Origin of the sequence: Pedobacter ginsengiterrae (assembly GCF_039537385.1) — a bacterium.
GTDB classification, from domain to species: Bacteria; Bacteroidota; Bacteroidia; order Sphingobacteriales; family Sphingobacteriaceae; genus Pedobacter; species Pedobacter ginsengiterrae.
This window is the reverse complement of sequence record NZ_BAABAK010000003.1, coordinates 538544-559902: the sequence shown is the minus strand read 5'-3', so window position 1 is coordinate 559902 and position 21359 is coordinate 538544. Positions and strand designations below refer to the sequence as shown.

Here is a 21359-nt window from a genome sequence, read left to right as displayed (position 1 = left end):
GCTGGCTTAATCTAAAATTCTTTCTCGCATTTATGAAATCAAAAAAACTGGCTTTTTTAGCCTTATGGATATGTATTGCCTTTAATTTTGCTCAGGCACAGCAGCCTGGAACAAAAATTTACGGTCGCATTTTAGATCATGCTACCAATAAATTAGAATTTGCCACAGTTGCCCTTTATAACTCTAAAGATTCCACTCTACTAAAAACAAGTTTTAGCGAAGCTGATGGAAGCTTTAGTTTCAATGGAATTAATTATGGCAAATACCAGTTGCGTATTTCATCAATGGGTTATTCGGTTTATAGAAGTCAGCTTATCGATTTAAGTGCTTCAAATTCTGAGGTAAATTTGAACAATATTAAGCTTATTGGAACGGAAACCAATCTAAATGAAGTTAATGTAAGTGGTAAAAAAGCTTTCGTGGAGCAAAAAATCGATAGAATGGTGGTTAATGTTGATGCACTTATATCGAATGCAGGAACCACGGCTTTAGATGTGCTTTCTAAATCACCAGGTGTAAATGTCGATCAAAATGGAGCAATTAGTCTTAAGGGTAAAAGTGGTGTAAATATATTTATTGATGATAAACCAACTTATCTTTCTGGTTCAGATTTAGAAAGCTACCTGCGTTCGCTCCCATCTTCCTCATTAGAACAAATTGAATTGATGACAAATCCTCCTGCCAAATATGATGCAGCTGGAAACGCGGGTGTAATTAATATTAAAACCAAAAAGAATAAAGTAGCAGGCTTTAATGGCGGGATTAACCTAAGCATTAACCAAGGCCAGTTAACGCGCTCGAATAACAGCGCCAATTTTAACTACCGCAAAAACAAAATAAATGTATTTGGTAATTTAAGCTACAACCTTAACAACAGCTTTACCGATTTAGATTTAAACCGAACGTATAAAAATGCCGATAATTCGCCTAAATATTTCTTTAACCAAAACTCCTATTTCAGAAGGCATGGAAATACCTTTAATGCCAAAGCAGGTGTAGATTTTTATCAAAATGAAAAAACAACCTGGGGTTTTGTATTTACTGGCATGAGCCGTGTTTCAGAACAGGTAAATAATAATACCAGTAATTTGCTAAATGCCGTAAAGCAACCCGATTCTATAATTAAAGCTATAAATACCGATAACATCAACTATAAAAATGCGGCCTTTAATTTAAATTACAGGCATAAATTTGGAAAAGAAGCTGGAGATATTACATTCGATGCCGATTATTTAACCTATAAAAATCAAACCGATCAACATTATTTTAACTATAGCTATTTTCCGAATATGCAGCTTAAGTCGGAGGATTTACTGACAGGCGATTTACCTTCGAATATTGATATTTATACTGCTAAAACTGATTATACAAAACCGATTAACAAATTTTGGAAACTCGAAGCGGGATTAAAAACCAGTTATACCAAAACCAATAATGGAGCAAATTACCTTTATACGGCAAACAATAAAACTGTTGTCGATTACGATAAAACCAACCAGTTTGTATATAAGGAAAACATAAACGCCGCTTATATCAATATGAGCATGGATGGTAAAAAACTATCTTTACAGGCGGGGCTAAGGTTCGAAACTACAGTTTCCGACGGGCACCAACTTGGCAATTTTGTTAAACCCGATTCTGCTTTTAAACGAACTTATAATGGCTTCTTTCCCACCGTTTATCTTTCTTATAAATTAGATACTGCTGCTAACAATCAAGTTGGTTTAAATTATGGCCGCCGTATAGATAGACCTTATTATCAGGATTTAAACCCATTTTATTCTCCGTTAGATAAGTTTACTTATTATGTTGGTAATCCATTTTTGCGACCTGCCTTTACCCAAAGTGTAGAGCTTTCTCATACTTTTAAAAGTAAAGTTACTACAACACTTGGCTACAGCTGGATAAAGGATGATGTAAGCGAAACCATTGAAATAATTAACGGAACTTATTATAGCAGGCCTGCTAATATTGGTAAGGGAACTGTTAAAAATATTTCAGTAAATGCCGATTTAAACTTAAGCAAATGGTTAAGCACGCATATATACATGGAGTTTGCTAGCATTGTATCTAAAACTGATTTTTACACTGGTTATCTCGTTACCCGCGGAAGTTATTTCCGAACCAACCCAAATCTTCAGTTTAAAATAAGTCCAACCTGGAATGCCGAAGCTAATTTTCGCTACCAAACTAAATTCTCTAGTGTACAATTTCTAATTGGAGAAGTACACGAGTTCGGTGCAGCTGTACAGAAAAAACTATCTCCAAAAAGCACCTTAAAACTATCGGCTTCTGATGTTTTTTGTAATAGGGTATTTGTTGGCGTGATTAATAATCTTGCGGCAACCGAAGCAAATTGGACAAACCGCCAAGATTCGAGAAGTTTTATTTTAAGCTATAGTTATCGTTTTGGTAAAGCTTTTTCTACCCCTGCAAAACACGAATCTTCTGGTGCCGATGCAGAGAAGAATAGAGTGAAGAATTAAATATTTGTTGGTCTTCACTGTTTACATAATTGTTTAAGTTATTCAATTCAATCTAGAACAAGTATTTCTTCTATTCTAGATCGAATTGAATTTGAAGCATAATTTTAGTTTCGAAATTAATTTTTCAGCTTTAATCTTTTCTCCTCGAATTCTTCTCTTTAACCTTCCTATCTAATAAGCCGTTTATTTTAAGTAAATTTGGAAAAATCACAATAAGGTCGCATTCTCCCGACCAAAAAATTAAATCTGATAGGGCGGCAAACAGCTTGCTTTTTTAACACAAGATTTTCTTTAAAAATCAGGATTAAACAAAAGCATGGGCTATAAATTCGAAGCCTGTGGTTAATTATCATTATGGAAAATCAAACAATAGAATTTCAGGCAAAAATGTATGCCTTTGCTTTAAACAGCGCAACGAAAGAACACGGCTTCAAAAAAGACGAAAACTGGAAATTGACGATAGCCAATGCGCAAGAGAAAGCAGAAATTGAGCAAAAGTATTACCCTACAGTTTCTACACAAATCGAAGCTGCGTTTTTAACTAGATTATCAGAAATGGTTAAGGTCGTATTAAATCGTACGCCTGCTTTCGCTGCAGAACCAATTAACGATTTAGGCATAAAACACGATAACTCGGAATATATTATTGCTTACAATCCAATTAGGGTTCATCGTTAAAAAAGATGAACCTTCTAGTTTCCTTCGTTTCTTAATATTTGTAGTGGTGGTTTGTTTAAAATACTTCTACTGCTTAATACGCCTGTAATTACAACCAATAAAACCACGCCGCCAAATAACAGAAGCGTTGGTAAAAGTGGTGGAACAAATGAAGCATCGAAACTAAATCTGGCCAAAGCCCAGCTGCCACTTAAAGCAAGTATTAATCCAGCAGCTGCGGCGAAAAGTCCTAAGAAAAAGTATTCTATTGCATTTATAGCCAGAATCTGACTTCGGCTGGCACCCATCGTTCGTAGTAAAATACTTTCCTTAATGCGTTGGTTTTTACTCGTTAACACAGCCGATATTAAAACAATCCATCCAGTTATCATACTAAAGCCAGCCATAAACTGAATTACAAAGCTTATCTTTCCAAGTAACTCATCCAGAAGTTTTAATACAAGCCCCAAATCAATAACCGAAATATTTGCAAATTTACGAACCACAGCACCCTGAAAACTTGCTGATGTTTCGCTGTTTGGTACTCTGGTCATTAAAACATGAAATTGAGGTGCCTGCTCTAAAACACCAGATGGAAAAACGACCCTGAAATTGGTTTGCATCCTGCTCCAGTTTACCTCACGCAAACTGCCTACAACAGTAGGCAAAAGCATTCCTTGTACATTAAAAACAATCTTGTCATTCAGTTTTACCTTAATGCTTCTGGCGAAATTCTGATCCAGTGAAATGTAGACAACCTCGTTAGTACCACTTACTTTATTAATCCATTTACCGTCAACAATTTTCTCTGCTGCGGTTAAAGTATCCTGATAAGTTGCACGGATTTCATTTCTAAAAGCTCTTTTATTTGTACTATCAGCACCCGCTTTTTTGCCATTAATTTCCTCAATACGCATGGTAATTACTGGAACCTGATTCATCAGCGGTAACTTGTAAGATTTAGCAAGATTGTTAACCTCATTTTTTTGAGTGCCTTGAATATCAAATAAAACCATATTTGGCTGGCTCGAACCAGAAGAAAGTGTAACTCGTTTGATCAGGATGCCCTGCACAAAAAACAATGTACAGATAAATGCAGTAGATAAACCAATAGAAACCGTTAGCATTAATGTTTGATTATTGGGGCGGTATAAATTTGCGAAACCCTGACGCCACAAATAACTCAATGACGCAGGCATTAACTTGCGTACTAAAAACATTAATATGCCAGAGAAAGCCATTAACAATAGAAATGCTATAAAAATTCCTGCGGTAAAAGCCAGGGCTTGTATCCATCCCTTCATTTGAAGGTAAGTAAAGCCAACAATGAAAACCACCATCAACAAAAAAACTAACCCTTTAAGTAAGTCGAATTTTTTATTGCTGTTTCCTTCAAAGGTGGCCCGAATAGCATTAAGCGGAGAAATTCTTCTAACCGAAAGTAAAGAAGGTAATGCAAACAATACCGAGATAACCAGCCCCAATAACAGTCCCTGGCCAATAGCCGACCACGAAATTTGCATCGTAATTTCAATAGGCAGAAAATCCTTTAAAACTATCGGTAATAGAAACTGGATTAAAGTGCCTAGAACGGAACCGATTACAGCTGCAATCAGTCCGATAAAGGAAACCTGTATCAGATAAATTAAAAAGGCATCCCAAGCTTTTAAGCCCATGCAGCGTAGGGTTGCAATCGCCCCAAGTTTTTCTTGTATATAAACATGAATCGCACTGCCTACACCTACGCAACCAAGTAATAAAGCAATAAAACCAGTAAGCGCTAAAAAGCGGTTTAAATCTCTAAAAGAACGTCCTGTTTGCTCTTTGCGATCAGCAACCGTATCTAAATCCAAGCCTTCCTGATCTAGTTTAGGTTGAAGTTTTTTTATAGCCGCTTCCAAACCCGCAGGATTGTTGAACTTGTAATAATATTTGTAATTAATGCGACTTCCTGCTTTAACCAAACTTGTTCTATCGAGATACTTTAATGGAATATATACAATGGGTGCAACGCTCGATGAGATGCCTGTTTGGCCTGGTGCTTTGTCTAAAATACCCGCAATTTTAAAGCTTAAATCGCCAACATTAATAGAATCGCCAGTTTTTGCATTAAATTGAAGCATTAAAGTTTTATCAACTAAAGCTTCTCTGCCACTAAAGAAACTCTTTGCCGCAGAAGTGGGAGTAGTTTCAATAGAACCGTAGAAAGGATAATTTCCTTCAAGTGCTTTCATTTGTACCAAACGACTTCCGCCACCTTTTACAAAATAAACCATCGAAGCAAAAGTGTTTTCAGTAGCTCGTTCATCGCCAATAGTTTTAAGCATTTTTAGTCGCTCATTACTAACTGCTTTCCTGCTTTCTACAATTAAATCGGCACCAGTAAGTTCTTTAGCCTGCTTATCAATATCCCTTTGTAAATTATCTTTAAAAGAATAAACGGCAACTAAAGCGGCTATACCTAAAATGATCGAAGATATAAATAAAAGCAAACGAGAGCGGTTTTTACGACTATCCCGCCAGGCCATTTTAAAAAGCCACGAAAGTGGAACACTTTGCTTAGGAACAGAACTTTTAAACATAACTTGGATTTTCGTCAGCGATAATTAAGCCGCCTTTCATTTTAATAACACGACTGGTTCTGGCTGCCAACTCAGGGTCGTGGGTTACAATTACCAAAGTAGTACCTGCATCCTTATTTAAATCGAAAAGCAATTTGATAATCTTTTCACTGGTTTCAGCATCCAGGTTTCCTGTAGGCTCATCAGCAAATAAAAGGGTAGGTGTATTCGAAAATGCCCTCGCTAACGAAACTCTTTGCTGCTCTCCACCAGATAATTGTACAGGATAGTGATGACCTCTATCTGCCAAACCCACTTTATCTAACAATTCCATCGCATGTGCTCTTATATTTTTAGCTCCTCTCAACTCAAGTGGAACCATTACATTTTCTAAAGCAGTTAGAGTTGGTAATAACTGGAAGTTCTGAAAAATGAAGCCCACATAACGGTTTCGAACTGCTGCACGCTCGTCTTCTGATAAATGATCTAAAACAATACCATTAAGTTCAACTGTGCCCGAACTTGCTCGGTCTAAACCTGCACACAAACCAAGCAAGGTTGTTTTTCCACTCCCCGAAGGGCCCGTTATGGCCAAGGTAGAACCCGATGAAACAGAGCAGTTAATATTATTTAAAACAGTTAACTCGCGACCTGCACTTTGATATATTTTACTTACATTTCGAATGTTTAGTATGCTTTCCAATGGCTAAATAATTTAATTTTTTAGGTAATTTGCATTAAAACATAATGCAGCCTTATCCGTTAAAGATAATGGCTTTTTGATTTTAAGAGATAGAAAATATAGATATGTTACGAAAACGCTTGATGGCTTTAATTGTTTTGACAGGAATATTACAAGCCTGCTCAAATTCAGGTAATAAGGATAAACAAGGAGATGCAGATACTGCAAACACAACAATAGCACAAAGCACTAAGACAGTAAAAAATATCCTCTTTTTCGGTACAAGCTTAACGGCTGGTTATGGTTTAGATCCAAGCGAAGCTTATCCTGCATTAGTTCAAAATCGAATTGATTCTTTAAAATTACCTTATAAGGTAATTAATGGTGGTTTGAGTGGCGAAACATCAGCCGCAGGAAAAGGCAGAATAGATTGGTTGCTGAAGCAAAAAGTAGATATTTTCGTGCTCGAATTAGGTTCTAACGATGGGCTTAGAGGTGTGCCCGTTGCCGAAACTACTAAAAATCTGCAAAGTATTATTGATAGTGTAAAGGCTAAATATCCAGATGTTAAAATGATTATGGCTGGTATGCAAATGCCGCCAAGTATGGGTACTAAATACGCTGCCGACTTCAAAAATATGTTTCCAGAACTGGCAAAAAGGAATAATATGGCGTTAATTCCATTTCTTTTAGACAAGGTTGGAGGCATTCCAAAGCTCAACCAGGCCGATGGTATTCACCCGACTGCCGAAGGCGATAAAATTCTGGCAGAGAATGTGTGGGCAGTTCTAAAGCCTTTGTTATAAAATATTCTATAACCCTGTTGGTTCTATGCCTTCCCAACTGATATCATTTTAATCTAAATAAGCTTCAATTAAATGTTGTTTACGCAAGCATAGGCGTACTTATGTGTTCTTCCTTCTCGACAAATATGGCTTTGTATCGGTAAGCGTTGTACAAAACACGTATCCACACTAAAAAGTAAGGAAAGCTAAGCATCGATAACATAATGCGATGGCTCTTCGAAAATTCTGGAAAGAAAAGTAAAGGGAAATCGCAGGCTGTAATCAATAAAACAGGAAGCAGGATGTTTTTAAGCAATTTGTTTTTCTCTAGCACATACCAGATCCCGACACCCGCTATAGATATAATGAAAGTACAATCTTCTGCACCAGTGCTAAATAATACTGGAAATAATAAAGCAGAAGAAAGAATTAGAAGCTGAAACCTTTTCTTTTGATAAAACTTATAATTGATATAGGGAATGAGAAACATTAAAGCCCCAATAGCAATGCAAATAGAGTTCGTTAAATTTTGTGTTCGAAAAATCTCTCTGAAAAAGCCCATAATAGACATGTCTATACCAACGCCAGAAACATTTGTTGCATTTTTTTCCATTAAGGAAGCGAACCAATCAAAATAGGATTCTGTTACGAAAAGGGGAGAAGATAAAAGCATTGGTAGAGTGAAAAATACCAGCGCCCAAAAAAGTGAATATAAAATATAACGAGGCTTATCTTTACAAAAAAAGAAAAAAGCTAAACCAACGATACCATAGAGTTTAACGAAAACGCCCAGTACCATAAACATGGCTGAAAAGAACCCCTTCGACTTATTCAGCTGAGTATAATTTAATATAATCAATGCGCCTGCAGCAGCATTAAACTGTTGATTTAACATCGATTCGATTAAACAAGGGATGGCGATGTAGCAAAAAATTAGACGATCTTTTTGACTTACGGGTAAAGTTTGAACGGCTTTAAATAAAAAAACACAATTAAAAAGATTCCAGAAGAGTAAGCCAATAGAATTGGGCAGTGCTGCAAAAGGAGCAATAATTAAACTGAAAATAGGGCCATAATGATTTGCATCTTCATGAAAATCGGGATAGGCTGCATAAAAAGATTGCTGATGCAGGAGGTTTCTGAAAGTGTTTTCAAAAATCAGGTAGTTATTTAATCGATTGGTAACCCACGAGTCAATTACAAATATTAAAGTTACACAAATCCATAATATAAATACAAAGCGCTTATCTTCGTAAAACTTTGGGGCAAAATGATTAGTTTGGTTAGTCACAATAATGGGATGAATTGTAATATTATTATTACACAATAATAGGCCAAAAATTTAATATTCCAAATTTTGCAAATGAATTCTTTACTAAATTCTCATTCCTTTAAGTTGTAATGTTTTTACCTGCAAATTTGGTTTAGTGATTATATTTGATGGCTTAATTTAAGATCCTTTGTCAGCTAATCGTCGCAACATTAACCTATTTCGAAACTTCAATTTCTTTATCATAATCAAAAGTTATAAATTGGCTAACGCTCCCTTCAGAAAAAATAATTTATGACTTCTACGACAAATCACATTCGTCCTATGCCGACAAATGAAGCAGAGCGATTACTTGAATTATCGGAATTCGATCCCGACTTTACCGACCTCCAGAGTGATTTTGCAAATATTACAAGATTAGCAGCAAAAATTTCAGGGAGTAACATTTCATTAGTTAACCTTATCGATTCCTTTACGCAGTGGTCAGTTTCAAATTATGGTTTGGAATTAGATCAAATGCCGAGAGAAGAATCTATCTGTCAATATACTATTGCAGGAAACGATCATTTCGAAATCAGCGATCTTTCTCTAGATGTTCGTTCTAAAGATTTTTTTTATGTTAAAAGCCCACTAAACCTCAGATATTATTTCGGGGTACCGCTTAGGACGCCAGGCGGACATAACATTGGGGCACTATGTGTTTTAGATCAAACAGCAAAAACTTTAACTGTTGATAAAATTGAGCTTTTAAAGTTGTTAGCAAAGGAAGTGGTCGATAAGTTGATCAACCTCAAACTTTTGCAAAAAATAAGGCTTGAGCTCGATGAAGCTAAAAAGAATCAGCGGAAAGCAGCTCATGATATTCGCGGACCCCTGTCAGGCGTTACTGGAATTATAGATATTGTTCGTAGAAATGGTGATAAAAATCGATTTGAAGATTTAATGGATTACGTTTTTATGATAGATAAAAGTGCGAAGACTGTTCTAGAACTCACTGAAGAAATTTTATTGCAAGAGAAGGTTATTGCAGGAGATGCTTTTGATATCACTATTTTTAAAGATAAACTAGAAAAATTATATATGCCTCAGGCCAAGGCAAAAAATATTTTCTTTAAAGTTACCATGGGTTCAATGCATCAAGACGTCAGTTTCTCTAAAGAAAAATTAATGCAGATTGCAGGAAACCTGATCTCAAATGCGATAAAATTTAGTTCTGATTATGGAACGGTTACTGTAAAGTTAGAACTTGAAATTCCTGATAGACAAATGTTTTTGAAAATTAATGTTTCGGACAACGGGAATGGTTTGAAACAAGCCGCCATTGATAAGATAATGCTCGGCGAGCTGGAATCATCTGAAGGTACGTTTGGTGAACGTGGTTATGGTTTAGGCTTGCCAATGGTAATTGGTGATGTTAAAAGCTTAAAAGGTCAAATGGAAATTACATCCGAAGAGGGTTGGGGTACGAACTTTGAAATTACGATACCTTTATATTAGTTTAAGCTTTTAAACAAATTGATTAATCAATAGAACGCCTAATAAACCAAGCACAGAAACTATACTTTCCATCATAGTCCAGGTTTTAAAAGTTTGTTTTAAACTAAGGCCGAAGTACTCTTTAAACATCCAGAAACCTGTGTCATTAACATGAGAAAACATTAAACTGCCTGCTCCAACAGATAAAACCATTAATTCTGGCGATGCGCCAACTCCAATAAAGGGGAGAACAATTCCCGATGCCGTTAAAGCGGCAACAGTTGCAGAACCAAGTGTTACCCGAAGCGAGGCTGTAATAAGCCACGCCAGAAAAAGTGGCGATAAATTTAATCCTGCGGTAAGCGCCTTAACGGTTTCGCCAACACCGCTATCGACCAAAATTTGTTTGAATGCGCCACCAGCCGCTATAATCAAAATAATCATTGCGATACTTTTTACACCTTCAATACACGATTCCATTGTTTTTTCAATGGTTTTATCTTGAACGAAAATGGTAATAACAACTGCAATTAAAAGTGCTGCGGTTGGATCGGCCAAAAAGGTAAAAATGGGTTTTAAAGCATAAGGATTAGTAAAAGCTGTGCCAATGGTGCCCGCCATAATTAATAGAACAGGTAATAGTGCAGTGAAAAAGCTCTTTCCTGCATTAGGCAAATGCTCTTCTTCAATCAAAGTAAATCCAGTGTTAGATATTGAAATTTCTCGTTTTATAATTAATCGGGGGAAATAAACGCCAGCAATAATTGCGATTGGAATACTAAGCGCCAATCCGTAAATCAATGTTTTACCAATATTTGCATGAAAAATTGCGGCTAAGGCTACAGGACCAGGATGAGGAGGTAAAAAACCATGTGTAACCGATAAAGCGGCAGCCATAGGTATACCTATATATAATTTTGGTAAACCAGTGGCCGAAGCAACTGCAAATACGAGTGGTATTAAAACAACAAATCCTGCATTGTAAAAAAGTGGAATACCAACTAATAAGCCCGTTAAAAGTACTGCCCATTGAATGTTTTTCTGCCCGAACAGTTTAATCAGAATAAATACAATTTTTTTAGCCGAACCACTGTCCTCAATTAGTTTTCCCATCATTGCGCCTAATGCCAAAACCATTACCATACTACCTAAGGTACTGCCAATGCCATTACTTACCGCAGTCATTACTTTCGCTACAGGCATGCCTAAAAACAAGCCCGTAATAATGGCAACCAAAAGCAGTGCAATCATTGGATTTAGCTTTTTAATAATCATAATAAAAAGCAAAAGAATGCCGGCAAGCACAATTAATAAAGACATAATTACAAGTTGAGGTGATAAAGCTGATGCATCGTCTCTTTGAGATTACTGTACAGCTGTTTAAATATGGGGAAATTTCTTTGGTAAATTTGATGATTGCTCAAATTTGGCCAAATGATTTCTGCTGTTGTGTTTGTGGACGAAGGATATTGGTGACTAAGGCCAGTTGCTTTTGCTGCAAGATAAGCAGCGCCAACTGCGGAGGCGTCCTCCTCTAAAACGAGTACAATGCGCTTACCCGTTATATCAGCCAAAATTTGCATCCATATTTTTGAATGCACAAAACCACCACTAACATTTATCTGTGTAATCGGTTCAGTATGCTCTTCAACAGCTTTCATAACATCATTAAGCGAATAACAAATCCCCTCAATAACGGCTCTAGCCAAATGCTTCTGATTATGTTGCAGGTTAAGTCCAAAAAAGGTGCCGCAACTTTCACTATCCCACAAAGGTGCACGCTCGCCAGTTAAATAAGGCAAAAAAATTAAACCCTTGCTACCCGCTTCCGTGCCTTTTACATCTTCAAAAAGCTGTTCATAGTCTTCGCTTTTAAGCTCTGGCTTATTAAAAATGTTTCTTAGAAGCCATTGTAATGCTATACCGCCATTATTAACTGGCCCTCCGCATATAAAGGTTTTTTCGTCAAGAATGTAGTTAAAGGTCATTCCATCAGGATTAAATATTGGATTTGGGCTTGCCAAACGCAAAGCTCCGCTGGTACCAATGGTAATTGCTGCAATACCTTTTGCTGTAGCATCGCTGCCTAAATTTGCTAAACACCCATCGCTCGCACCAATTACAAACGTGCTATTTAAATTATTAAGCGATTTTTTTGAAGCATCGATCAATGCCGAACTTTGATAACTTGTTTGAACGGGTATCGATAAGTTTTCAGCAGTAATGCCTGCAAGTATCAAAGAATCTGTATTCCATGATAAACTATGAATATTAAATAAACCTGTGGCAGATGCAAGAGAATAATCTATTTTAAATGTTCCAAATAATTTGAACCAGATATATTCTTTTATCGAGATAAATTTCGAGCTTTTATGGAATAATTCTGTATCGTGTTTTTTTAGCCAAATGAGTTTGGTGATTGGCGACATGGAATGTATTGGCGTTCCAGTTGCCTGGTAAATAAGCTTTCCTTTTTCTGATGCTAAAAGATTTTTGGCTTCTTCCGTACTTCTGTTGTCGGCCCAGGTCATCATTGGGGCTAAAGGATTTCCTGCTTCATCTATAAGTATTAAACTATGCATGGCAGAACTTAAACCAATGCTCAAAGGGTCGGCATTTAAGTTACCCTTTAACTCATTTAAGCACTTGATAAAAGCATCCCATATTAATTCAGGATTTTGTTCGCTATAACCTGGTTTTGTAGTTTCCGTTGGATAGTAAAACTGGCTTACTGCTATCGGTTGATACTGTAAATTTAATGCAACGGCTTTTGTGCTGCCTGTTCCAATATCAACGCCGATTAAATATTTCATGCAATAGGTTTAAATTGCAATTTAGGCTTTTGAGTAGAAAAACGAAATATTATTTACGACAAGGCTAACGGTTTATAAGTGGGTCAATGCGATAAGTATCTCTGCCCAACTTTCTCAACATTCGATAATGAGAACTTAGTGCATCGCCAAAAGTTTTGTTTTCGATGTATGGTAAATTATATCTTAAAGCAGTTGCTTTTACAATTTTAGCGATAGCTGGATAATGTATATGGCAGACTTTAGGAAAAAGATGATGTTCAATTTGTCTGTTTAATCCTCCGCAAAAGAATGCGGCTATTTTACTGCTTCCTGCAAAATTTGCAGTCGTTCTCAACTGATGTTCTGCCCATGCTTCTTCAATATTACCCTGTTCATTTGGCTGTGGGAAATCAGTACCCTCTACCACATGTGCCAGTTGAAAAACCAACCCAAGTATAAGGCCTTGAGAAAGCTGCATAACTAAAAAACCTAATAGAAATTGCCACCATGGAATATCAATTACAAAAATTGGCAAGACAAGAAACAAAAAGTAGTAAATGGCTTTATTAAAAAAAAGGTTGAAGTAAGCAGATTTCGAGTGATTGTTCTTATGCTCTCCAATCTTCTTTTGGAAAAACTTTTTATAATCCTTGCGGAAAACCCAGGAAAGCATAGCAAAACTATAAAGAACAAAAGCATAAAAATGCTGGTAACGCTGAACTTTGTTAACAGTTTCCAATGGGGAAAAGCGAATCAAACCAGGAGCAACATCAATATCTTCATCATGCCCTGCAATATTGGTATAAGTGTGATGGACAATGTTATGGCAAATATTCCAGACATACGGACTTGCACCTAAAAGATTAAAAACATAACTAAAGCTGCTATTTACAGTATTATTTGGGGACAAAGATTTATGTATGGCATCGTGACAAATATTAAAGCCAACAAATGCACCAAATGCACCGAGTAACGATGCTAAGATTAACAAAATAGGCCAGCTAAACCCAGATAAAAGAATTACAAAATATAAAGCGATATAAATCGATAAAAAAAAGGCTGTTTTTAGCCACATGGCAAAATTGGCATGGGGAGAAATTTTCTCGGTTAAAAAATAATCATCAACCTCGCCACGTACTGCAGCATAGAATCCAGACCGGCCTGCGTTGCAGAATTTTAGTTTTTTGCTCATACTTTATTCATCTGTGTGGAGACACTGTTAATTTACAGATACTCTCGCGCAGATGCATTTAAGTATAGATACGGTAAAACCCAAATATAGGATTTAAAAACTGACTTTTAAATGATATTTCTGTTAAGCAATGTTAAAATTATCCTGTTGTTATTTTCCTCTTTGCCTTCTTAGCCTCCAAATTTTCATTTGTTAATAGGGTTGCTATTAACTCAAATTTTTCTGGCTGAGCAGCATATTCATCTAACATAATTTCCCATTTTTTTAATTCTGCCTGTGCGTGTTCAACTTCTGATTTTAATGATTCAATTTTATTTTGCAATAATTTGCTAATGTTTTGATTTGCCATACTGCAAAATTAAAGTGTTTTCCCTCGCGTTTTAAACGCTTTTTGTTATAAAATTGTAACTGCTTAGTTAACAGTTAGAAAAAATAATGGATTATTCGTTTTGCATGGATATTGCGATCATCAACTAACAGTATACAACCGAGATAACAAAGAATTGCTTATCTAAATGGCATTCCGTCAAAAGTGACGTAAATTAAATTGGGCGCAAACATTTCGTGAAAAAAAAGTGTTTTCATAATAAATATAAAACTATGGAAACTCAAGAAAACATCGTGCAGGTTTTAAATGATCTAATCGAGATTAATAATGATAGAGCGGATGGATTTGATCGTGCATCCTCAGACCTTCAGCCTGAAAATATTGATTTGAAGGCAATTTTCGAAAAATTTGCTTCTGATAGCAGAGAAAATTCGATACAACTTGCTGGCTTAGTTGGCAAAAATGGTGATAGTCCAGATGATGGCAACACCATACTTGGTACCCTTCATAGAGCATGGATTGATGTTAAAGCAAGTTTCGGCGGAAACGATCGACACAGTATATTGGCGGAGTGTGAACGCGGGGAGGACGCAATCAAAAAAGCGTATAGAGATGCATTGCAGCACAATGATCTTGGAACTGAAGTAAGAGAAGTTTTATTGAAACAACAGGATGGTGTTAGTACTGGTCACGATACGATTAAAGCATTAAGAGACGCCCAAAAAGCGCTTTAAGATAGATGCATTGTTAAATAAAAAGCCTGTTTCATGGATAAATCTATGAAATAGGCTTTTTCAATATAGACCTTATCAACGAAATAAATATTTTTTTAATGTTTTTAAATGAATAGCGATAAGCTTTCACTTAAGAAAAAGATTAATTTTTATTACAAGTCTTTCCTTTCGAGATTTAACCTCTGGCAGGAATAGTCAATGTATTTCAGCATGGACTTCGCTTAAATCCAATATGGAGAAACTAAAAGTCCAAATCTTTGTATTTAATTCATGCTAACCTTAACATGAATCAATATATCCTAATACTAATGCTGATCGGCTTGGCATCCTTCAGCATGTCTTGGATGCCAAAAATATCTTCCTATACAAGGATTTCTTATTCCATATTTTACGTTTTAATTGGACTCATAGTCTATAGTTTGTTTCCACAAGAACTTCCTGACCCTTTGCCCGCACATCATCCAGAAATTAGTTTGCATTTTACCGAGCTTGTAGTAATCATATCCTTGATGGGTGCAGGTATCAAAATTGACAGGCCCTTTTCCATAAAAAGCTGGGGTATTCCACTTAAACTGGTTACGATCACCATGATTTTAAGTATAGCTTTTAGCGTTTTTATTGGCTATTATTTTTTAAGTTTGGGATTAGCCTCTGCAATTCTTCTGGGGGCATGTTTAGCACCAACTGATCCAGTATTGGCAGCTGATGTTCAGGTAGCGCCGCCAAATGAAACAATTAAATCTGAAACAAGATTTTCATTAACTGCAGAGGCTGGTTTGAATGATGGCATGGCCTTTCCATTTGTTTGGCTTGCTATTACTGTAGGGCTTGTTACTACCACTAGTGCGCACGGATTAATTGGTCAATGGTTCACCTTTGACGTGGTATACCGCATTATAATTGGTCTCATTTCTGGCTATCTTCTAGGAAGGTTCATAGGATTTATTATTTTCAAATTGTCAAACAAATATGAACTCCTACAAACACGTGATGGACTAGTCGCGATTTCTGCCACATTGATTGTTTATAGCCTTACAGAGTTCATGAGCGGCTACGGATTTATAGCTGTTTTTATTTGTGCAATATCACTTCGTCATTATGAAAAGGGAAATGCTTACCATACCGAGTTACATTCCTTCAGTGATCAGATTGAACGGATGCTGGTTAGCGTGCTATTAATTTTGTTTGGTGGAATGCTCGCCAGGGGTATTTTAGCACCTTTGGATTGGAAAATGGCTGGTTTTGTACTATTTTTTATGTTTTTCATCCGACCTGTTTCTGGTCTTTTGACCCTGAGTGCCACAAAAATTTCTTTTCATGAAAAACTTGGAATCAGCTTTTTTGGCATAAGGGGGGTAGGGACTGTTTTTTACCTATCTTTCGCTTTCAGTGAATTTGATTTCAAATATCAAGATAGAATTTGGGCGATAGGTGCTTTCGCTATTTTATTGTCCATTATCATCCATGGATTCACAGCAACCAGGGTGATGAAAAAACTAACCAAGACTTAAGACATTCTGGGGATGTTTTGTTTATGCAATAAGCAATAACCTATTCAATAATTATTTGCTGCAATGTTTTGGGTTTTTAATTTCAGGGCGGATCTACTTGATCCTTCCCCATAATTAATATGAACGCCGAGTTCAAATTATTTTGAATTTCCCAATAATCAATTGATCATTTTTTTGATGGTTTAATTATCTTAAAATTTTGAAAGATTCAAGCAGTATAAGTTCCGCTTCTGATTAAGCAGACATTTATCGCGGACTAGAGAACAGTATGGGGTAGGATAAATTTTGAATTATTTAGACCCAGTTTTACAATTTCAAAGTGTCCTAACATACAAGTTTAGCCATCTCGGTGCAAACTCAGAATTGGTTAAACTGCTGCTTTGTGGTTATTAGACTAAATTGCTTATTGTGGTAAGGCGATATTTCTGTCTTAAAGAACAGAACTTATATCTATACTATTCTTACTTGAATTCCCACCGGATGGGGTTGTTACTTTAGTATATAAAACTATCGACTTGATGACAGACTAGAATTCAATAACAGATCTATAAGATAATATATAAAGCAATAATGATCTTAATTTGTTAATGACTGCATGAAGCCGTCATTAGATATACAAGCTGCCATTTTGCGTATAGCAACGCAGCGTGGCAGTCAAAAAAGTACCTGTCCATCTGAAATTGCTCGTATGCTCTTTCCCAATGATTGGCGAAACCATATGAAAGATGTGGTTAATGAAGCTATACAGTTGCATCATGACGGACGCGTGCTCATAACTCAAAAAAGCAAACCTGTTGATATCGATCATATCAAAGGTCCTGTTCGCATTAAGTTACTTTGACTTTCATCGCTATACATAAAATATTTATCTTTCGTTCATCATAAACTCTGGTGAAAAATTTTTGACTTTTTATTTTTTTATTGAAAATATATTTAGGTCTTAGCCTTAAAATAATCAAAACTAAACCTAGTCGAATTGTGTTGAATAGACATAAAAGATTTGAAGATATGGGGTTTATAAAAAATGCAATCGTTGGTATTGCGCTGTATGAGGGAATAAAGTATTTAACAAAAAAAAATGCACTCGGCATTTCAAAGTTAGATCAAATTAAAGAACAGGCTCCTGAATGGTTGGATAAAGCTAAGGAAGTGACTGCAGATATTAAGGATGGAAGAATTCCTCAAGTATAATATGCAATGAGTACCCGCGAAAGTGAATATTAACTCTTAAGCATTAATAGCTATTCTAAGATAGCTAAAGGTAGATTGGGCTTTTTTGAAATGCTGAATCCCTGAGCAACTGCATATTTGCTGGGAAATGGAGGTAATATGGGTTGGATTTATTTACCTAGTTTTTCAGTTTAGGGGCTGGTTTTTTTGATTATGTGCTCAAAAATTAACTCAACTTAGCTTGGGGTAGTTAACGGCGCACGAACGCAACTAGCCGAGATAGCCTAAATAAAATCTCTTCACCTGCACTACTGTTTTATCCATCCAAATCGGTCTTCATCAAGACTTATTAAATGAAAGCCTTCGAAACTTCCTAACAAGTTGACAATACTGGCTTGCTGTAAATTCATTTTTACTGCAGCAAGCGTATCGGGCTCATCATAGAGTTTGAGTTGTTTTGCTGAAAGTTTAAGCGTGCTAATAGGACTGGAAACTGAAATTAAATTGCTACTGTTTAAAAATCCAACAGCTCCATCGGGTAAAATGACTCTATAGCCGTTTCCTGATGCTGCACTTATCTTAACAATTGTACCTTTTGGTAAATCACGATTAGAATTTTGAGCAGATGTCCCTTTTAAAATCTGATCTGATTTGGTTCTTAAGGTTTTATTTAAATTAGATAGTGGTGCTGAAATGTTAGCAGGTACTTTAAGATTAGGATTTATGAATGGAAAAGGGTCAATTGCACCGCTGGATGAGTAAATGCCAAAGTGTAGATGAGTTGGTGTAGATTTTGCATTGCCAGTATTGCCCATTAATCCAAGGGTCTCACCCGCTAAAAACTCCTGCCCTTCAATTGCAATCTGCTCGTCCAGGTGTGCATAATACAAAGTATAATCTTTCCCTTTTGGTTTAAACCAAATTACCTTTCCACCAAGTTTATTTTCATTTACACGCGTTACCCGTCCATCACTGGTTGCAAGCACTGGGCTTCTGAAGGAACCAAAAATATCCACTCCCTCATGCTTACGTAAATTGTTTTCCCTTCCGTCGCCCCAATAACTCTTAATATTATTACCTCCTGTTTTGGTGGGGAATCCTAATGATGGGCCTGAAGTGATCTCCAACGTATATCCCCAGCTTTGAAGCAATTCAGGTTGTATCCTTAAAAGATAAGCGCCCGAATCTTTTATATCCAGTTCCAGAACAGAACCCAGCGTGTCAGCTGATGCAATATGATTTGAAATCTTAGTTTCTTTTATTTCCCAAACATCCAGGTAAATAGGGGATGTGTTTGCTGACTTTTTATCTAACGAAATAGATATTTTCTGACCTTTTACAGCCGCAAATTTGTAAAAATGAGATGGTGTTTTATCTGCTGGGAAATAACCTGTTTCTTTATATGGAATGCTAATATTGAGCGCTTTGTCGTTGCTTGTTAGGGATGAATTTATCCAGGAAAGTCCAAGATTAGATCTATCCAGGCCAGCTGCTATCAATTTTCTTTGATAAATTTCATGCGGAGAGGATGGTTTAAAGAGATTCATTGAGCCCGACTTACAGGAGTAAAGCATGGTTGTGTAAAGGCATACAGCTAGTATGGAATTTATCTTCATGTTTTTTTTAAAAGAGTGTGTAGAACAGGCAGTTTACAGAGCTATCTGATTACCATTAAATTAGTGCTTTTAGGGAACAACATAAATCTCAAGTTGTTGTTTTGTAATTAATCTGATAACAAATATGTGAAATCCGCAAAGGATTAATTGTTTCCGTGGAACAGCTCAACCTGCTTTTATCAGTATGAGATCTTCTTAATCCTTTGTACTTGCAATAAGGTATCTGCAGGTCTTGGTCACCTTAACCACAGCTGCTGCTACAAACAGAAATAAAGTGGGTGAGATGATAAACTACACTGGATTTTTTGGTGATCACTATTCGTTAAGTTAAATATCAAAAAGTCGAGGAAGAACACATTTGACAACTTTGTAAATCTCCAAGTTGCAGGCTACTTAGAATAGTACAGATGAAAAAAACCATTAAAGAAGATATGCTGTTGTTTGATATATGGAACTGAAGGTGATTGAATAATTTGTGGCTATTGCGCATCATTTTTTTTGTTCATAGTTGAACTATTTTTTGTCTGATGAATAGTGTTGGATTTTATATTTGAACTAAATAAAATGGAAATTGAATTATTGCGCAATTGGGTTAGGGAACAGCACGAAGGCCAAGTTATTCCTAAGAACGGCTACCCTTATTTCACTCATCTCTCCGCTGTTGCAGCCCTAGCAGGGGGAGTGGTTCGTTTGGGCGGTGAAATTGGTTTATGCCACGATCTTTTAGAGGATACTGAAGTAACTGCTGAAGCATTACGAGAAGCGCTTTTGTCATTTGGTTACTCCCATAAAGATTCGGAGATAATAACGACTTGCGTTGTAGAGCTTACCGATGTATACACAGCTTCTGCCTTTGGCGAATTGAAAAAAAACGAGCGAAAGCAGCTTGAAGCTGAAAGGTTAATAACCATCAGCAGCAGGGCGCAGAGCGTCAAATACGCAGATTTGATTGATAATATTGGATGGGTTTTAACCTTCGATAAGCGGGCAGCAAAAAAATATTTGAAGAAGAAATTAGCCCTCCTTAGAAGACTTAACAAAGGGGACCGAGGGCTATGGCTAATGGCAGTGAAATTGATTGAGGACAATCTATAATGTCAAAGTTGTCGCTGCAAAATTAATATAGAAAATCATTGATCAATAATATCTGCAGATCCTACCAAAGTCCTCTTTAATTCGAAATTTGTGTTTTCTAGCCGCTTTTTAACAGCACTCCCTGGCCTTTGCGAATGGCTTCCAAAAGTGAGTGTAGGTATTTCCTTATGGTCAAAGGAAGGACATTGATTTCCTTGTCCTGAATGAAATGCCTGCCTAAATCCATTTCGCTTTCAATTGCCCTGATCACATACTTTTTATTTTTATAAATCGTAATGATTTTTATTCTTTTGTAACCATTTCCATCTTTACTTCCATAAACAATGATTGGGTCAATTCGGTTGTCTCCATCTAAATCTTTAAACGAACAGTACTTGGTCCAAAACCAGATATTGGTCTCCTCATTTTCGCTTTTTCTCTCATCTTTAATAGACCAGTGGATGAGGTTTCCGCCATGGTCTGCCCGGAAGGCTATTGCTTCAATGCTATTATTTGTAGTGTCTTTATTTTTAATGTTGAAAATTTTTTCCAGAAAGGCTATTTGGTAGTCTCCGCTAGCATCACTTAAGCCATAGACCATGAAAATTTCCTTCGGATTAATCTCGAGTTGTTCAGCTACTTGCGCATGTTCGGATTTCATCATCCGATTACTGGTTTGGGAAAAGCTTAAAAAAGGTGAACAGGCTAGGAGAAGGGATATAAGGATTAGATGATTAAACCATCTGAATTTGGCAGTGCTCATTGCTGGGTAGGTGAAATTGTATTAATTATTAGTTCTTAGCGAGTGAAAGTCCACGTTTAATGTCTGGCAAATTTAAATTTTCAATACTTAGTTTCAGGGTTAATTTGAAGATAATTTTCTCTGATTTGTTTTTAGTGATAGATCAGCACTATCCCAGACTTTTCGGACATTCATACAAAATCACACAAATTGCTTGCATTAAATATATTTTGTTTTTGCTCGCCTAAAAAGTTCGCTATCGAAACTAAAGCGCTTTATACCG

Annotated in this window: 18 protein-coding genes; 9 read left to right on the top strand and 9 right to left on the bottom strand. The window is 36.3% G+C overall.

Annotated features, from left to right (window positions below; genetic code table 11):
• The first annotated feature begins 32 nt into the window (after positions 1-32).
• Together ABD692_RS04480 and ABD692_RS04475 are read left to right on the top strand one after the other, a co-directional pair.
• Positions 33-2486 carry a TonB-dependent receptor gene (locus tag ABD692_RS04480; RefSeq protein WP_344765301.1) on the top strand — a complete coding sequence of 818 codons (2454 nt, stop codon included), beginning with the start codon at positions 33-35 and terminating at the stop codon, positions 2484-2486.
• 354 nt (positions 2487-2840) lie between these two features.
• A complete protein-coding gene (locus tag ABD692_RS04475) occupies positions 2841-3164 on the top strand; it encodes a hypothetical protein (protein WP_344765299.1) in 324 nt (107 codons plus the stop codon).
• Positions 3165-3178: 14 nt separating this feature from the next.
• Here the strand turns inward: ABD692_RS04475 and ABD692_RS04470 are convergent, their stop codons facing one another.
• Both ABD692_RS04470 and ABD692_RS04465 read right to left on the bottom strand, forming a co-directional pair.
• Complete coding sequence (locus ABD692_RS04470) at positions 3179-5725, bottom strand: ABC transporter permease (RefSeq protein ID WP_344765297.1); 2547 nt, start codon at positions 5723-5725, stop codon at positions 3179-3181.
• Positions 5718-6407: an ABC transporter ATP-binding protein gene (locus ABD692_RS04465; RefSeq protein ID WP_344765295.1), complete on the bottom strand. Its 690-nt coding sequence runs from the start codon at positions 6405-6407 to the stop codon at positions 5718-5720. Before ABD692_RS04465 ends, ABD692_RS04470 begins: the two co-directional genes overlap by 8 nt.
• A gap of 104 nt (positions 6408-6511) precedes the next feature.
• Here ABD692_RS04465 and ABD692_RS04460 point away from each other — a divergent pair, with 104 nt between their 5' ends.
• On the top strand, positions 6512-7192 hold the full coding sequence (locus ABD692_RS04460; protein ID WP_344765293.1) for an arylesterase: 681 nt from the start codon (positions 6512-6514) through the stop codon (positions 7190-7192).
• Between the two features lie 79 nt (positions 7193-7271).
• Here the strand turns inward: ABD692_RS04460 and ABD692_RS04455 are convergent, their stop codons facing one another.
• Positions 7272-8462 carry a glycosyltransferase family 87 protein gene (locus tag ABD692_RS04455; protein ID WP_344765291.1) on the bottom strand — a complete coding sequence of 397 codons (1191 nt, stop codon included), beginning with the start codon at positions 8460-8462 and terminating at the stop codon, positions 7272-7274.
• 273 nt (positions 8463-8735) lie between these two features.
• Here ABD692_RS04455 and ABD692_RS04450 point away from each other — a divergent pair, with 273 nt between their 5' ends.
• Positions 8736-9938: a GAF domain-containing sensor histidine kinase gene (locus tag ABD692_RS04450; protein ID WP_344765289.1), complete on the top strand. Its 1203-nt coding sequence runs from the start codon at positions 8736-8738 to the stop codon at positions 9936-9938.
• A gap of 9 nt (positions 9939-9947) precedes the next feature.
• Here the strand turns inward: ABD692_RS04450 and ABD692_RS04445 are convergent, their stop codons facing one another.
• The 4 genes from ABD692_RS04445 to ABD692_RS04430 form a co-directional block, all read right to left on the bottom strand.
• Entirely contained in the window at positions 9948-11237 is a 1290-nt protein-coding gene (locus tag ABD692_RS04445) for a gluconate:H+ symporter (RefSeq protein ID WP_344765287.1), read from the bottom strand.
• 2 nt (positions 11238-11239) lie between these two features.
• Positions 11240-12730 carry a gluconokinase gene (locus ABD692_RS04440; protein ID WP_344765285.1) on the bottom strand — a complete coding sequence of 497 codons (1491 nt, stop codon included), beginning with the start codon at positions 12728-12730 and terminating at the stop codon, positions 11240-11242.
• A gap of 64 nt (positions 12731-12794) precedes the next feature.
• Positions 12795-13901 (bottom strand): fatty acid desaturase family protein, encoded by a 1107-nt coding sequence (locus ABD692_RS04435; protein ID WP_344765283.1) that lies wholly within the window; start codon positions 13899-13901, stop codon positions 12795-12797.
• 139 nt (positions 13902-14040) lie between these two features.
• Positions 14041-14250 (bottom strand): hypothetical protein, encoded by a 210-nt coding sequence (locus tag ABD692_RS04430; RefSeq protein WP_316763222.1) that lies wholly within the window; start codon positions 14248-14250, stop codon positions 14041-14043.
• A 251-nt stretch (positions 14251-14501) separates the two neighbouring features.
• On the opposite strand from ABD692_RS04430, the gene ABD692_RS04425 reads away from it, so the two are divergent.
• From ABD692_RS04425 to ABD692_RS04410, 4 genes are all read left to right on the top strand, one after another.
• Positions 14502-14963 (top strand): PA2169 family four-helix-bundle protein, encoded by a 462-nt coding sequence (locus ABD692_RS04425; RefSeq protein ID WP_344765280.1) that lies wholly within the window; start codon positions 14502-14504, stop codon positions 14961-14963.
• 284 nt (positions 14964-15247) lie between these two features.
• Positions 15248-16474: a cation:proton antiporter gene (locus tag ABD692_RS04420; protein ID WP_344765278.1), complete on the top strand. Its 1227-nt coding sequence runs from the start codon at positions 15248-15250 to the stop codon at positions 16472-16474.
• A gap of 595 nt (positions 16475-17069) precedes the next feature.
• Positions 17070-17315: a DUF3253 domain-containing protein gene (locus ABD692_RS04415; protein WP_344765276.1), complete on the top strand. Its 246-nt coding sequence runs from the start codon at positions 17070-17072 to the stop codon at positions 17313-17315.
• A 140-nt stretch (positions 17316-17455) separates the two neighbouring features.
• Positions 17456-17665 (top strand): YtxH domain-containing protein, encoded by a 210-nt coding sequence (locus ABD692_RS04410; protein WP_316763213.1) that lies wholly within the window; start codon positions 17456-17458, stop codon positions 17663-17665.
• 287 nt (positions 17666-17952) lie between these two features.
• Here ABD692_RS04410 and ABD692_RS04405 read toward each other — a convergent pair whose 3' ends face one another.
• Entirely contained in the window at positions 17953-19260 is a 1308-nt protein-coding gene (locus ABD692_RS04405; protein ID WP_344765271.1) for a peptidoglycan DD-metalloendopeptidase family protein, read from the bottom strand.
• Between the two features lie 564 nt (positions 19261-19824).
• On the opposite strand from ABD692_RS04405, the gene ABD692_RS04400 reads away from it, so the two are divergent.
• A complete protein-coding gene (locus tag ABD692_RS04400; protein ID WP_344765269.1) occupies positions 19825-20355 on the top strand; it encodes a hypothetical protein in 531 nt (176 codons plus the stop codon).
• 97 nt (positions 20356-20452) lie between these two features.
• On the opposite strand, the gene ABD692_RS04395 is transcribed toward ABD692_RS04400, so the two are convergent.
• On the bottom strand, positions 20453-20998 hold the full coding sequence (locus ABD692_RS04395; protein WP_344765267.1) for a M949_RS01915 family surface polysaccharide biosynthesis protein: 546 nt from the start codon (positions 20996-20998) through the stop codon (positions 20453-20455).
• Positions 20999-21359: the final 361 nt, after the last annotated feature.